A 14,112-nucleotide genomic window follows, 5' to 3' on the forward strand; every position below is an offset into this window, starting at 1 on the left:
ATCAGGGGAAGCCCAGGACTTCCGAACATATACGAAACATATAATGCACGGATTGCACGATTAGGCCCGAGTCGTGGAAATCAGTACAAAAAGGTTCCCTACATGTATGCAATTGTCAAAGAGCGTGGCCGCCTCGGAATGGGTCAGCGGTACACCTTGCCGGCCCACACGAACGCGCCGTCGATAAGCGGCACGCTGTAGGCGGCCACATGCCCCGAGGGCAGCAGGTAGGCGACGAGCAGCTCGTTTTCCCAGGCAGCCGGGTGCCCCCTGCATCCAGTCGGGATCCAGCGTGCGGCCTGCCCCGACCGCGACGGCTCGGCAGTTCCCCTCAACGCTCCCCCTGACGTGCATCCTGGGCCGATGCGAGTGCCCAAACGCCACGGTGAGACCGGGGGCACCCCACTTGTCAGCCACCTTTGCGGCGTGGTGCTTCGGCAGGTGGCGCCCGATCTGGTGGCCGTGCAGCAGCCGCAGACGACCGCGCTTGAGCGGCTGTGCTTTCTCGGGCACCCCACTCGATCCCGAGCTGCTGTCGCGGGCGAAACTCTCCCAGAAACCCGCGACGGCTGCCCCGGTGTCACCCCTCGGGTGAGTAGGTGATCGAGCTGAACGCCTTCGGCTGGCGCAGCTTGAAGTCGCCCTTCACGATTGCGCGGATGGTCGTCTCGTCGTGCTCGGCGCGGGTGTCGTGCTCGGAGAGGATCAGATCCTCATCGATGCCGTAGATGAATTGCCGCCAGTCGGACGAGTAGACGATCCGGTTCACGGGCACCCGCGTCGTCATCACGAAGGGGAAGCCCCGGATCGTGCCCTTGTCGAGCATCTCCTGACGGAAGATGAAGATGCCCGTGTCCTTGAGCTGCATCAGCGCGGTCGCCCGGGTCGGGTGAATGACCCACGCCGCAGTGCCCATGCGAACATGCGCGGTCAGCGGCAGCTCTACCGCCTTGTCGATGTCGGCGAGGTAGGCCGCGGCGGTCGTGCCCGTGCTCGCGAAGACCTGCGTGGGGTCGAGCTGAGCGAAGAGCCCCTTCGGAGCCGCGCCGGTCCCGTCGCCGTTGAACCCGGCTTCGTCCAGACCATCCGCGACCGTCGCGCGGATGTCTTCGCCGACACCAGCGTCGCCCACCCCGGGAGTGCGCAGGAGATCGTTGCTGATGTCGGTGAGAACCATCCCCTTGTGCGCCTTGAGCACGAGCTTCCCGTACTTCGGCGCGCTCCTCGGGACAGTCTCCCCCTCGCCAACCCACTTGAAGACAGAAGTCCCGGTCTGCCTGCCCATGTGCAACTCGCCCTTGAACGGCTGGGTTCGCACGCCGAGCTTGAGCAGGGCCGCCTCGGGCCGCAGGAACTCGATCAATTCGCCGCTCTGCTGGATGGGCACGAGCACGCCAGCCGAATCGAACTTGCTGAGCTGCACAGCCTTCTGCGTGTCGGCATTGCCGAAGTGCTTCGCGGCTTCGAGCAGCTCGCCCGTGCCCGTGCGGCGACCCACGGCGATGACGCTCTTCGTGAACGCGCCAAAGTTCGCGACGCTCGCGTAGACGCTGCCTTCGTGCGTCGCCCTGCCTCTACCCATGCGTCCGGGCGCGCTTCGGGATGCGGCATCGACCAGCTCCCGCGCGACCTCCGGACCAAGTGCCTTGACCATCTCTGTGATCTGCTGGCGATTCATCTATTTACACTCCTCGGATGTGTTGCTTGAACGCCTCGACGAATTGCTTCGCGGCCTCGTCGGCATCGAAGTTCTTCGGCTTGTCTGTGTCCTCGTCGTCTTCCGTTGGCGTATCGTCAGACGACGGCTCGCCCGGCTCGGGCTTGCTCTCGTTGGCGGGGGGTCGTTCCCCCGCGTCATGCTTGTGTCTTCTAAATGGGTGCGATTTTTGTCTGTGGCTCATTTGCTGCTGGCGGCGTCGGCGCTCACGTCTGCCGAGCTGCCAGCGGAAGGCGTCGCAGTCTGTTGGGGCGCGCTTGGTTGCTGGCCGGGCATAAGCCGGGCATTGGAGCCACCAGACGCGAGAGACAGCACGGCGGGCCTCTGGCGGGCTCCAGGAGCGCCGCAGCCGATGCCTCGGGACTCCTGGGGGGTGGGGAGCACGAGAAACGGCGGGGCGAGCCTGTGACGGGCTCCAGGAGGGAACAGCAATCGACGCGGGGAGCTGTGGGAAGCAACCCGGACGCGGGCAGCGGCACCTCGGGACCGTGGAGCGTGCTGGGGTGTGCCTGCTCTGCCGGTAGCCGACGCAGCAGGAGCCAGCCGATTATGGGGGCCGTTTCGGCAAGATTTCAGGGGGTACGGACGGCAAAACCCAACCGAGCCCGCGAGATTTTTTGGAAATTTTCTGAGCGTGTTGGACCGCCGAGCAAGGTTCCAAGTGACGGCGCTCCGGAAATCCGAACCGGGGGGGAGTGTCTCCAGGCAGCCCCCCGCTAGAGCGAGCGATTAAACGCCGGGCTCCGCTTGCCGGGGGGCGTCCTTCCAGGCGCGGCACGCTCAGGGCAACCCTAGCACTGGCACGCGATCAAGTCGTCACGCCTTGAATCTATAAACCCCATACGAAGAAGGTCGTGTAGCATAGGAGAACATATAAACATATATGAGGTAGAAGGCTCTAGAGGTTTAGGAAACCAGCTCAAAGCCGCGTGACGTTTGCCACTTCTCCCCCGGCGAGGCTGCCTGCCGTTCAAGGCGCCAAGCCCCCAGACCCGGCAAGGTGTCACGCTGTCAAGCCGTCAAGCCTTGAATCTATAAACTCCTATAGAAAAAGCTGATGTAGGAGTAGGAGATGAGGGTATATGAACACACGCGAGGTATACGGCTATAGGATTGTTGGGAACTCTCGCTTGACGCTTGACGGTTGACACCCGCCGCTCCGCTGCCGCTGCTGGCCTGGGCCACGTCAAGAATCCGCACCCATTTAGGCGTTGTGGAAACGCCCATCATTTCGCCAGCTCCAAGCCTGCCCACGCCCCCAGGGTCTGATTCCAGTGCGCCTGAATTCCTGACCGTGGACGAAGCCGCCATTCTCCTGCGCGTGAACCGGAAAACGCTCTACGAGTCGATCCGGCGCGGCGAGGTGCCGGGGGCGGTCCACCTTGGTCGATCTGTCCGACTTCGCCGTAGCGTTCTGCTATCCTGGACGCCGGGTAACAGCAGTCCCGCGCTTGGAAAGAAGCCATGAGCGTCAGACTGCGGAAGTGGAAGACGAAGGAGGGCAAGGTGCAAGAGGCGTGGTGGGTTGACGTGAAGTACCAGCACCCAAGCGGGAGGGTGGAGCGCGTGCGCAAGGCATCGCCCATCAACACCCGTCGCGGCGCTGAAGAGTACGAGCGTCAGATCCGGCACGCACTCCTCACGGGTTCCTTCGGAAAGGAAAAGCAGAGCGAGGCGGGCCGGATTCCCACGGTTGAAGAGTTTGTCCCGCGCTTCCTCACGTACAGCGAGAACAACAACAAATATTCAAGCGTTGTCTCGAAAAAGCAGATCCTCGATCAGCACGTCATTCCGGCTCTTGGTCGTATGCCGTTGGACTCCATCGGTCTGGCTGAGATCGAGGATTTCAAAGCGGCTATGCGCAAGAAGACGTCGGGAGCCCGCGCCCGGAAGGATGCCCCCACGAAGGCAGCCATTCGCAAGCGTAAGGACATCCAGCCCGCGCTTCTGAGCCTCAAGACCATCAACAACGCGCTAACGGTGGTTCGCAAGATGCTGTCGCTCGCACAGGAGCACGGCATCATCACGCACGTTCCGCGCGTTAAGCTCTTCAAGACTGCGAAGGCGGCGTTTGACTTTCTCAGCTTTGATGAAGCCGAGCGGGTTGTCGCCGCTGCGGCCCCTGAATGGCGCCCGGTTGTGCTCGTGGCGCTCAAGACGGGACTGCGGCAAGGCGAGCTGATCGGGCTCCAGTGGGGCGACGTGGACTTGCAGCGCGGCAAGCTACACGTCCGGCGTACCATCTGGCGCGGTGTGACGGGGCTTCCCAAGGGCGGGCGCGAGCGGACGGTCGATCTGCCGGGCTCGGCCCTGGAAGCGCTCAAGGCTCACCGGCACCTGCGCGGTCCCTACGTGTTCTGTCAGGCGGACGGGCAGCCGCACACGAACGGGACCATGAAGGGCCCTCTGGAGCGTGCGCTTCGCGAGGCGGACATCTGCCGCGAGCAGGGGCGCATCGGCTGGCACGACCTGCGGCACACCTACGGGAGTCACCTCGCGATGCGCGGCGTGCCGCTCAAGGCGATCCAGGAGCTGATGGGACACGCGACCATCGAGATGACAGAGCGCTACGCGCACCTGTCACCCGAGGTACGGGCGAGCGCCGTGCAGCAGCTCGATCTCCCTGTGTCCCAGCTCCAAGCCGCTCCGGCCAGAAGCGCCGAAGGGGCACACTGAGGGCACATGAGGAAACGAGGGCAAAGAAAAAGCCCAGCAACCCCTCGGGATTGCTGAGCTTCTGAGTGTGGAGGCGGCGGGAATCGAACCCGCCGCCAGCGGCTTTAGGCGAGCGCGCTCGCCGTCAGGTCCCTTCAATCTGGCCTCGGCCCTCTCCCTCGCCTTCCCCGGCACCGCTCCGCCGCGGCTTCTGGGACGCGCCAGCGTTAGCCGGTTGCCCCTGGGCGCCCCTGTTGTCAGGAGCCGTCGCCTGCGGCTTCCTTCCCCGCCGTCGCCGCCGCTTTTTCGTCGCAGCGCCCCCGGATGGTCCTCCGAGCTCTCGCAAAACCCGCGTGCGAGCACCGCTCTCCAGACGCAACTCCTGCATGAGCGTGTGCACCTGCCGCGCACCGTGCGGCTGGCGCAGCGCCTCGCCGAGCCGCTCGACGACGTCGATCCGCAACGCCACGGGACCGATCACCTCATATCCAAATGCTCGCGCATTCCGGCCGTCCAACTCCGCGACATCGAGCACCGGTTCTCGCGGAACGCCCTTGGGTGACGGACTCTGATGCAACAGCGCCGTCAGCATGCACCGCCGTTCAAGCGCATGGGGTGCGAGCGCCTCGGCGACATAGAGGAAGCGCTGTCCCTCGCGGACGCCCAGCGTCCTCAGGTGCGCCCGTGCCTCATCGTCCAGGAGTCGCCACTGCTCGCGCGCCTCTCCTTGGGAAATCACGCCCAGACCCTCGGCCAGGCGGTAGGCGAGGCCCCGCGTCGCCGGGGAACGGCCCGCTCCGGTAAGAGCCTCGGCTGGAAAGCCTCCCATGGCCTCGGTGACGAGGTCCCGCGCCAGCGCCACCAGGCGGCGCTCGAGCCGCCGCCGCGCGCCCCCGGTCCAGACCTCCGGCTCCGCGAGCGCCATCTGCGGTGAGCGCCGGTCCGTCCCACGAACCAGACGCGCCAATGGCTGCCCTTCGAACGAGATGTTTCCCAACGCATCCACCTCGAAGGCGTCATGCGTCGCATCCACCACCCGCTGAACGAACTGTTCCTCCGTCATCGCGGAGCCGTCAGCGCCCGACACCTCCCCCAGCAGAAGCCCCAACCTGGCGAAGGGGCTGTCCGACCCGGACGAAGCAGGAGTCGCGGCTCTCACGAAGCGGCGTGCGCTCCTGCGTGCGGCCCGTTGCACGAAGCGCTCCACGAGCCGCTCATGGAGGGCGTCGCCCAGTGCGTCCTCGATGCGGCGGGTGCGCTCCTGCCACTGCTCGGCGTCGTGCAGCCAGATTGAACGATGACTGATGTATGTCCAGATGCGGATGGCCGCCAGCCGGTCCATCAGGGTGTGGATGTCTCCGGAGACATCATCGAGCGGCGACACTTGTCTGGCCAACCAAGTGGGTTCCAGCATCCCATCACCCTCGGAAAGCTGAAGGAAGGTCTCCCGCAACAGCGCGAGGTGCTGGCCGAACAAACCCTTGCGAAAATCCGGAATCTGGCAGACCTGCCACAGCAACTCGACCGTGGCCCGGTCGGTGGCGACCTCTCGAATGGCGGGAACGTGCGAGAGCTCCCTGAGCGCATCGAAGTCATCCGCGCGTTGCACCCGGACAAAGGCATTGTGGTTCGGCGCTCGCGACAACGAATCCAGCAGGGACTCCGGGCTCGAGAAATCGAGCGTCGCGTTGCGCCAGATGAGACTGCGCACCGCCGGGAACCGGTGTGACTCGATGGCCGAGACCAACCGTGGAGGCAACTCGGGCAGCGTGTTCAGGGTTCCAAAACTCCCGTCATTCAAGTGGCGCCCCGCACGGCCCGCGATCTGGGCCAGTTCGTCGGGGAAGAGGTCCCGCTGCTCGGCTCCGTCGTACTTGGAGAGCGCCGCGAAGGCGACGTGGTTGAGGTCGAGGTTCAGCCCCATCCCGATGGCATCCGTGGCCACGAGGTATTGAACCTCCCCCGCCTGGTACATCGCCACCTGGGCATTGCGCGTCCTCGGGGAGAGCGCGCCCAGCACCACGGCGACCCCGCCACGAAGGCGGCGCAAGGACTCGGCGAGCTCGTACACCCGGTCCGCGGAGAACGCGACCACGGCCGAGCGTGGAGGAAGGCTCTTCAGGGAGCGAGGCCCGGAGTAACGAAGCTGGGACAGGCGGGTGGCCCGCTTCAACGACGCATGGGGAATGAGGGCCTGGACCATCGGCCGCATCGTGTCCGCACCGAGGAACCAGGTTTCCCGGCGCCCCCGCGCATGGAGCAATCGATCGGTGAAGACATGCCCACGTTCACGGTGGGCGGCGAGCTGGATCTCATCCACGGCCAGGAAGTCGACCGGTCGATCGGTCGGCATCGCCTCGACGGTACAAATCCAGTAATCGGGACGGGGCGGCAGGCGCTTCTCCTCCCCCGTCATCAGCGCGACCCGCCCCTCGCCCACTCGGGCGGTCACCCGGTCGTAGACCTCGCGAGCGAGCAGGCGGAGCGGCAGGCCGATCATGCCCGTGTCGTGCTCGAGCATGCGGTCGATGGCGCGGTGGGTCTTCCCCGTATTCGTAGGCCCCAGCTCCGCCACGACGACGGACGACCGGCTGGATGGGCTGGAATTCATTGGCGAAGTCTAACCACAAGCCCCGCGCTCCGCCCCCGGGGATGACCCACCGGAACGGCCGCTGGCCACGCACCGGAGGCGGGCGGCGGGCCTACTCCCGGAACGTCGCGTCAGCGCGGTCCAGCGCCGTGGAGAGCGGCTCGCTGTAGAGCAGGCCGCCTCGGTGCCGGATGTAGTTGCCCGGGAAGTTGTAGGACTCGAGCGACGTCAGGCTCGATCTCGCCTGTCCCGGCCGCCACCACCAGGTGGCGTCCGCTTGGAACAGGGCGGAGCCATCGTTGGGATCCAGCCACAGCTGCCCGTTGCGGTGGCGCAGGAAGGTGCCCGGGAAGGCGACGGACTCCAGCGAGATGGCCGACGCGTTGGCCAGACCCGGGACGATCCGCCACTCGGCGTCCTCGGCGGGAGACAAGAAGTTGTCGATCTGACCCCGGCCCTCCCGGTGCCGGAGGAAGTAGCCCTGGTAGGACGACTCGAAACGGGTGAAGGCGCGCACCGTCACGTTGTCGAACCGGGCATCGGCCAGGTAGGTCCTCACGCCCACCGTCCCCGCCGTGTACGAGACATCCGTCGTGTTGATCTTCGGCGTGACCATGTCATCCAGGTAGACCTTGAGGTTGGAGCCCACGGCCACCACGCGCAGGTGGTGAGGCACGTTGGCGGCGATGCCCATCGCGACCGTGGCCACCATGGTCCAGTTGTTGTCCGCCTTGCCCAGGAACACCTGGCCCTGATCGATGCCGGCGAAGTAGCCCTGGTAGGCATCCGGCCCGCTCTCCAGCCGGCTGGCCCGAAACAGCAGCCCCGCGTTGCCCGTGGTGCCCACCGTGACGTCGGCATCGAGCGTGCCGTTGGAGAAGAGCACGCCGGCGGGCACGGCCTTGGCGCCCGCGTGGGCCGCGACGCGCAGCTGACCGTTCGCCACGCTCCAGCTTCCGCCGTGGGTGTTCCACCCGTTCGCGTTGCCGTCGTTGAAGTCATCGCCGAACGGCGGCACCCACCGCGCCGTCTTGGCGATGTGGGGCGCCAGCAGCCGGGCGATCTTCACGTGGCCGCTGTCGGACGGGTGCAGCCAGTCCGAGAAGTCCGAGGTGCCCACCGTCACCCAGCCCGTGGTGTCCACGTAGTAGAGCTTCGTGTCCCCGGCGGCGATGCGCGCGTTGACGGCGTTGAACGTGGGAGCGGCCTTGAAGCCGCCAAAGGGCCGCAGCGCGAAGAGGATGGCGTTGGGGTACCTGGCCCGCACGTCCCGCAGGAAGGTGGTGTACGTGCCCTCGAAGGTGGCATCGGTGACGCCGAAGTTGTGGTCATTGGTGCCCAGGTTGATGACCACCGCGTCTGGCTGGTAGCGGGTGAAGTCCCACGCGGGCGAGGACGGGTACTGCACCGTCTGCAACTTGAAGAACTGGGTGCTCATGCCCAGGCTGTTCGGCGACGAGCAGGCCACGCCGTTCCGCAGGCAGATGCCGGAGTAGGCGACCTGGGTGTGCTCCGCGTTGAGCGCCTCGCCCACCAGCCACGCGTAGTCACTCAGGATGACCTTGCTCAGGGCGCAGCAGCCCGCGGTGATCGAGTCCCCGATGAACTCGATCCGCCGGCTCCGGGCCTGGGGCGCCAGGGTGGTGGCCCCGCCGCTCAACACCAAGCCCTGGAACTGCAACACCTCCACCTCGGAGCGGGACGTGACGCGCAGGGTGTGGCTGCCCGCGGCCAGGGGCGTCGGGGTGAGATTGATGGTGCCCGAGCCCGAGAAGGCGACATCCGCCCCGCCGTCGATGCTGACGAAGAAGTTGGCGGCGGCCGCCAGGCGCAGTTGCACGGTCGTACCCGTGAAGCCCACCCGGAAGTAGGCCCCCGACCAGTAACTGCGAGCGATCGACGCGTTCGACGTGTCCCACCGGCCCACGTAGCGGATGTTGGAGTCGGAGGGAGAGCCGTCCCCCGTGGCCGCATTCGCCACGGGACCCCTCACGAACCCGGAGAGAATGCCGACCCAGAGCGCCATCAGCAGGGGGGTGAGAACATGTCTCGCGAAGTGTCTTGTCATCTCGACTGCTCCTGGCCGAGGGGTAAGGGGTCCGGCCTGGAAAACCGCTTAACACGAATAAACCGTCAAAAGGAGCGGAGCCTGAACGGACGGTGCCCCTCGGCGTGAGATGATGGAGCCGGGCGGCCCACCCCCCAGGCCCACGAAGGGAATCATTGTTTGAAGACGAGTCGAGATGACGCTCTGGACATGGAAGCGGCGAAGTCCTCTCCGACCACCCCGGACCAGGACGTAACCGTCGAGGAATTGCTCCAGGTCATATCCCGGTTGACGGCCAGCGAGCCCCACGTCCATTGCCGAGAGGGCGGCGGGCCCCTCGCCCCGCTCGCCAAGGCCCTCAACCGCCTGTCCAACCGGCTCTCGGCGGCTCCAGCCGGAACGGAGGACATCTTCGGTCCCCAGACGCTGGTCGCTCAGTCACAGGCCGTCATGATCACCTGTGACACCGAGGCGCGCATCCGCTTCATCAACGCCACCTTCCCTGGCCTGACCCGGGAGGCCGTGATGGGAACGAGCCTCTATCTCTGGCTCCGCCCCGAGATCATCGAGCCCACGCGCGAACTCATCCGGGGGGTACTCACCACCGGCGAGTTCGCCAAGATCGAGAGCCAGGGCATGAGCGAGTTCGGCGCCCCCTGGCTCTCGACTCAGCTGGGTCCCATCAAGGAGGGCGAGAACATCGTCGGCTTCACGGCCATCAACACGGACATCACCGAGCTCAAGCGCACCCAGCTGCACCTGGAGCGCTCCAACCGCGAGTTGGAGAGCTTCGCCTATGTCGCCTCGCATGACCTGCAGGAGCCGCTGCGCAAGATCCTGACCTTCGGCGAGCGCCTCAAGTCCACCTCCACCCAGGGCCTCGGCGCCGAGGGCCGCGACTACGTCGAGCGCATGCTCAAGGCCGCGGCCCGCATGCGGGGCCTCATCGAGGACCTGCTCGCCTACTCACGCGTGTCCTCGAGCAACCGCCCCTTCACCTCGGTGAACCTGGCCGCTGTCGCGCACGAGGTGCTCGAGGACCTGTCGGCGATGACCGAGCGCACCGGGGCGAGCGTCACGCTCGGGGAGTTGCCAGTGCTCGAGGCCGACCCCACCCAGATGCGCCAGTTGCTGCAGAACCTGGTGGCCAACGCCCTGAAGTTCCACCGCGAGGGCGTGCCCCCCGTCGTCTCCGTGCGTGCCACGATCGACCCCCGCCTCCAGCGCTGCGAGCTGCGCGTGGAGGACAACGGCATCGGCTTCGAGGAGAAGTACACCGACCGCATCTTCAACGTCTTCCAGCGACTGCAAGGCCGCACCCAGTATGAGGGCTCCGGCATTGGCCTGGCCATCTGCCGCAAGATCGCCGAGCGGCACGGCGGCGGCATCAGCGCGCGCAGCACCCCGGGCGAGGGATCCACCTTTCACGTCACCCTCCCGCTCCGGCAGCACGCGACCCCCTGACCACCGCTCAGAGCGGGCCGAACGCCTCTTCCAGGAACTGGCGTACGACCACGGGCCGCCGCTTCAGCGCGTCACGCAGATACTGGACCTGGTTCGACCAGGCGCCCACCGAGGCCGGGTACCGCCAGCGGCTGACCTGCGCGGGCATCTCCGGTGCGAGCTTCGCGGCCAGCGCGTCCACCCGTGCCGTCATGCGCGCCTCCGTGAACGTGTTGTCCAGGTGCCAGAGGAAGCGCGAGACGAACCGGGCCTTGAACTCCGGAACCTCGAGCAGCTTGCGCGCCAGGAGGACGGATGGCTCGGGCAGCTCATCGTCCGTCAACAGCCGCGCCAGGGAGTCGGAGTCCGGCCCCGACGTGAACGCCAGGTCCAGGTCATACAACAGCCATCGCCAGCGACCGTCCTGGACCGAGGGCTCGCCACCGGGAGTCCCCGAGGTGCGATAGCGCCACAGCTTGACGTTGTTCTGCGGCCAGTCCTCGTTCCCGAAGAAGACCTCCGCGATGGTGTAGTCGATGAAGTTGTCCACATCCATCAACGTCCTCACGTGCGCGTAGTTCTCGTCCAGGGACAGGTCGTTCTCCCGCACGAACGTCAGCAGTTGCGCATAGGGCTCCTCATCCCCTGGTGAGCCGACATCCAGCTCGCCCGTGCCCTGCACGATGACCACCTTCTTGCGATCGAGCCCATGGTGTTGCGCGAGGTAGTACTCGTCATAGCGCTCGCGCAGCTCATGCAGCCCCCAGTACTCCCCATTGAGGTACATGGCCGCGGGGCGGCACGCCTGAAGATCCAGCCCGATGCCGACGAGCATTCCCTGCAGCGCGCAATCCTTGAGCTTCGAGGTGAGGGTGTCCTGCCCGGACGTGCGGACGATCAGCCGCTTGAACTCGCGGAGCGACGACTCGGGGAAGACAGCCGCCTTGAACGTATCCGGGCCGTAGTCATCCTTCGCGTACAGGCGCAGGCTCTTCTGCGGCAGCGCGGCGCTGCCCGAGCCGTGGATGCGCACCCCGGCGTTCTGCGCCAGCACCCGCTGCCCCGTCGACTCGAACCACTCGACGTGCACGGGGCGCTCCCAGTCCTTGCCGTCCTGCATGTAGTTGCCGGTTCCCCAGTGCCAGGGCCAGCTCGGATCGTCTTCATGGACCTTGCCAGGGACGTAGATGCCCTGGGTGTGGTCGAAGAAGTTCCCGGCGTCGCTCACGAGCGACACGATCGGCAGCGTGGAGGGAAGTCCTCCCAGCAGATACGTCCGGGCCTCGGCGGGGCCCACCGGGATGTCGCCCGAGAAGCGCTGGATGCGCACCACGGTGGCGAGCGGGACGTCGTCCATCGGAGGCATCCACCGCCAGTACAGCGGCGCGTCCGCCGGAGTCGTGGGAATGAGCGACAAGGGCGCCGGCTCTCCCCGGCGGCTCAACAGGACGAGCGGGCCACTGGCCAAGGGCGAGGTGGACGTGGGCGTCGAGCCATCCAGCGTGTAGCGCGTCTGGGTCACCGAGGAGCCCGGCAGGCTCAGGAGCGATTCGGCCTGGTAGAGGCCCGCGTCGGAATCGAAGCGCACGCGCTGGAAGTCGATGCGCGCGCGCCCCACCTGATCCTGGACGTCATAGGCCCGGACCTCGAGCGACGTCGCGTCGTCACCCGGCCGCCAGACGATGCTCCAATGCGTCCCTTCCGGGTCCACGTCCGCCAGACCGACGAATCGCGCGTCCTCGTGGACCTCGACGCGCACGATCCCCGCCCGGCTCTGGACGGAGCCCTCGAGTACATGGCGGGGATTGTCCATCCCCGTGATTTCCACCGTGGGAACGGAAAACTCCAACCGTTCCGCCTGGACAACGGCACGCCCTGAATCCTGCTCACATGCGGCCAGCACCAGCGTGGCGGCGAGCAGCGCCGCACGCGTTCCCTGACAGGAGAACATCTATTTCCCCCACTCCAGACATCTGGAGTCCCGTCAGCTCCGGCCCAGCTCAGCTTCCGGTCGCGGCAAGTTGCCTCAACTGGGGCGCCGCCGACAAGAACTTCAACTCCGGGTGCTTCTCCTCGGCGTGCTGCATGGCCCAATCATCCCGGAATAGGACTAGAGGCAGGCCATCCCGGTCCTGCACTGTCTGCCGGTTGCCTTCCCAATCGAACGTCTTCGGATCGAAGTTCGGCCCCACCACCCACCGCGCGTGGCTGAACGGCAACCGGTCCAGGATGATGCGCGCGCCGTACTCGTGCTCCACGCGGAACTGGAGCACTTCGAATTGCAGCGCACCCACCACGCCGACGATGGGGTCCTTCATTCCCATTCCAAGCTGCTGGAAGATTTGCACCGTCCCTTCCTCGGACAGTTGCTCCAGGCCCTTCTCCATCTGCTTGCGGCGCAAGGGATCCTTCGAGCGCACGATGGCGAAGTACTCCGGGCTGAAGCGCGGCACGCTCTCGAAGAGCAGGTCCTCGCCTTCCGCGAGCGTGTCCCCGATGCGGAACATGCCCGGGTCGAACAGGCCAATCACATCCCCCGGCCACGCGTCCTCGATGGCGGTGCGCTCGGCTGCGAGGAACTGGCTCGGCTTGGCCAGGCGCACGTCCTTGCCCAACCGCGAGTGGAACGCGCTCATCCCCTTGGTGTAGCGGCCCGACACCACGCGAAGGAACGCGATGCGGTCACGGTGCGCGGGGTCCATGTTCGCCTGGATCTTGAACACGAAGCCCGAGAACTTCGGGTACGTGGGCTCGCGCGGGCCCTCCTTCGTCTGGCGCGAGGTGGGCGCCGGCGCCAACTCCAGGAAGGCGTCCAGGAAGGGCCGCACGCCGAAGTTCGTCATCGCGCTGCCGAAGAACATGGGCGTGAGCTGGCCCGAGGTCACCTTCTCCCGGGTGAACTCGTCGCCACCAATGTCCAGCAGCTCGATCTCCTCCTTGAGGGTGGCCAGCTCGCGCTCGGTGAGCACCGAGTGGATTTCCTCGGAGTCGATCGACACCGAGCGCTCGGCCACCTCGGACTCGCCGTGGCGCCCCTCCGCGGAGAAGACGTGCACCACCTTGTGCTGCCGGTCATACACGCCCCGGAACTCGGGCCCCATGCCGATGGGCCAGTTCATCGGGTAGGCGCGCAGGCCCAGCACCTGCTCGAGCTCGTCCATGAGCTCCAGCGGCGCGCGACCGAAACGGTCCAGCTTGTTCACGAAGGTGAAGATGGGGATGCCGCGCATGCGGCAGACCTTGAAGAGCTTCTTGGTCTGCGGCTCCACGCCCTTGGCCGCGTCGATGAGCATCACCGCCGCGTCCGCCGCCGCCAGCGTGCGGTAGGTGTCCTCGGAGAAGTCCTGGTGGCCCGGGGTGTCCAGCAGGTTCACCGCGTGGCCCCGGTAGGGGAACTGCAACACCGAGGACGTCACGGAGATACCGCGCTGCTTCTCCAACTCCATCCAATCGCTCGTCGCGTGACGGCTCGCGCGGCGCGCCTTCACGCTGCCCGCCAGATGGATGGCGCCACCATAGAGCAACAGCTTCTCGGTGAGGGTCGTCTTGCCCGCGTCGGGGTGGGAGATAATCGCGAAGGTGCGCCGACGGGCGACCTCCTGGTCGAGCTCGAATGCCATGAGGAGTGCAACTATCACGGGGCGTGTGTTTTTTCGCGGC

Annotated in this window: 8 protein-coding genes; 3 read left to right on the top strand and 5 right to left on the bottom strand. The window is 66.3% G+C overall.

The annotated features are described in order from the left end of the window. Positions 1–580 precede the first annotated feature (580 nt). The gene (locus MEBOL_RS08800) at positions 581–1,678 is read right to left on the bottom strand and encodes a phage major capsid protein (RefSeq protein ID WP_095976996.1); all 1,098 of its coding nucleotides are present in this window, start codon (positions 1,676–1,678) and stop codon (positions 581–583) included. Between the two features lie 1,333 nt (positions 1,679–3,011). Here MEBOL_RS08800 and MEBOL_RS08805 point away from each other — a divergent pair. Next, positions 3,012–3,185 carry a helix-turn-helix domain-containing protein gene (locus MEBOL_RS08805; protein ID WP_095976997.1) on the top strand — a complete coding sequence of 58 codons (174 nt, stop codon included), beginning with the start codon at positions 3,012–3,014 and terminating at the stop codon, positions 3,183–3,185. Further along, complete coding sequence (locus MEBOL_RS08810; RefSeq protein WP_095976998.1) at positions 3,182–4,393, top strand: tyrosine-type recombinase/integrase; 1,212 nt, start codon at positions 3,182–3,184, stop codon at positions 4,391–4,393. The genes MEBOL_RS08805 and MEBOL_RS08810 overlap by 4 nt, the downstream gene beginning before the upstream one ends. A 124-nt stretch (positions 4,394–4,517) precedes the next feature. Here MEBOL_RS08810 and MEBOL_RS08815 read toward each other — a convergent pair whose 3' ends face one another. Together MEBOL_RS08815 and MEBOL_RS08820 are read right to left on the bottom strand one after the other, a co-directional pair. Then, positions 4,518–6,983 carry a helicase-related protein gene (locus tag MEBOL_RS08815; protein ID WP_095976999.1) on the bottom strand — a complete coding sequence of 822 codons (2,466 nt, stop codon included), beginning with the start codon at positions 6,981–6,983 and terminating at the stop codon, positions 4,518–4,520. A 91-nt stretch (positions 6,984–7,074) separates the two neighbouring features. Further along, positions 7,075–9,030, bottom strand: a complete 1,956-nt coding sequence (locus tag MEBOL_RS08820) for an AbfB domain-containing protein (RefSeq protein ID WP_095977000.1) — start codon at positions 9,028–9,030, stop codon at positions 7,075–7,077. Between the two features lie 159 nt (positions 9,031–9,189). Between MEBOL_RS08820 and MEBOL_RS08825 the strand changes: the two genes are divergently transcribed. Further along, positions 9,190–10,473, top strand: a complete 1,284-nt coding sequence (locus MEBOL_RS08825; RefSeq protein ID WP_179956400.1) for a sensor histidine kinase — start codon at positions 9,190–9,192, stop codon at positions 10,471–10,473. Positions 10,474–10,480: 7 nt separating this feature from the next. On the opposite strand, the gene MEBOL_RS08830 is transcribed toward MEBOL_RS08825, so the two are convergent. Continuing rightward, entirely contained in the window at positions 10,481–12,403 is a 1,923-nt protein-coding gene (locus MEBOL_RS08830; RefSeq protein WP_095977002.1) for a CotH kinase family protein, read from the bottom strand. A gap of 49 nt (positions 12,404–12,452) precedes the next feature. Next, positions 12,453–14,072, bottom strand: a complete 1,620-nt coding sequence (locus MEBOL_RS08835) for a peptide chain release factor 3 (protein ID WP_095977003.1) — start codon at positions 14,070–14,072, stop codon at positions 12,453–12,455. Between the last annotated feature and the right edge of the window lie 40 nt (positions 14,073–14,112).

It is taken from the genome of Melittangium boletus DSM 14713 (assembly GCF_002305855.1).
Classification (GTDB): domain Bacteria; phylum Myxococcota; class Myxococcia; order Myxococcales; family Myxococcaceae; genus Cystobacter; species Cystobacter boletus.

Bases quoted from the DNA above. Each gene is read 5' to 3' on its own strand.
- MEBOL_RS08800 (WP_095976996.1), bottom strand. From the start codon at position 1,678: ATGAATCGCCAGCAGATCACAGAGATGGTCAAGGCACTTGGTCCGGAG.
- MEBOL_RS08810 (WP_095976998.1), top strand. From the start codon at position 3,182: ATGAGCGTCAGACTGCGGAAGTGGAAGACGAAGGAGGGCAAGGTGCAA.
- MEBOL_RS08815 (WP_095976999.1), bottom strand. From the start codon at position 6,983: ATGAATTCCAGCCCATCCAGCCGGTCGTCCGTCGTCGTGGCGGAGCTG.
- MEBOL_RS08820 (WP_095977000.1), bottom strand. From the start codon at position 9,030: ATGACAAGACACTTCGCGAGACATGTTCTCACCCCCCTGCTGATGGCG.
- MEBOL_RS08830 (WP_095977002.1), bottom strand. From the start codon at position 12,403: ATGTTCTCCTGTCAGGGAACGCGTGCGGCGCTGCTCGCCGCCACGCTG.
- MEBOL_RS08835 (WP_095977003.1), bottom strand. From the start codon at position 14,072: ATGGCATTCGAGCTCGACCAGGAGGTCGCCCGTCGGCGCACCTTCGCG.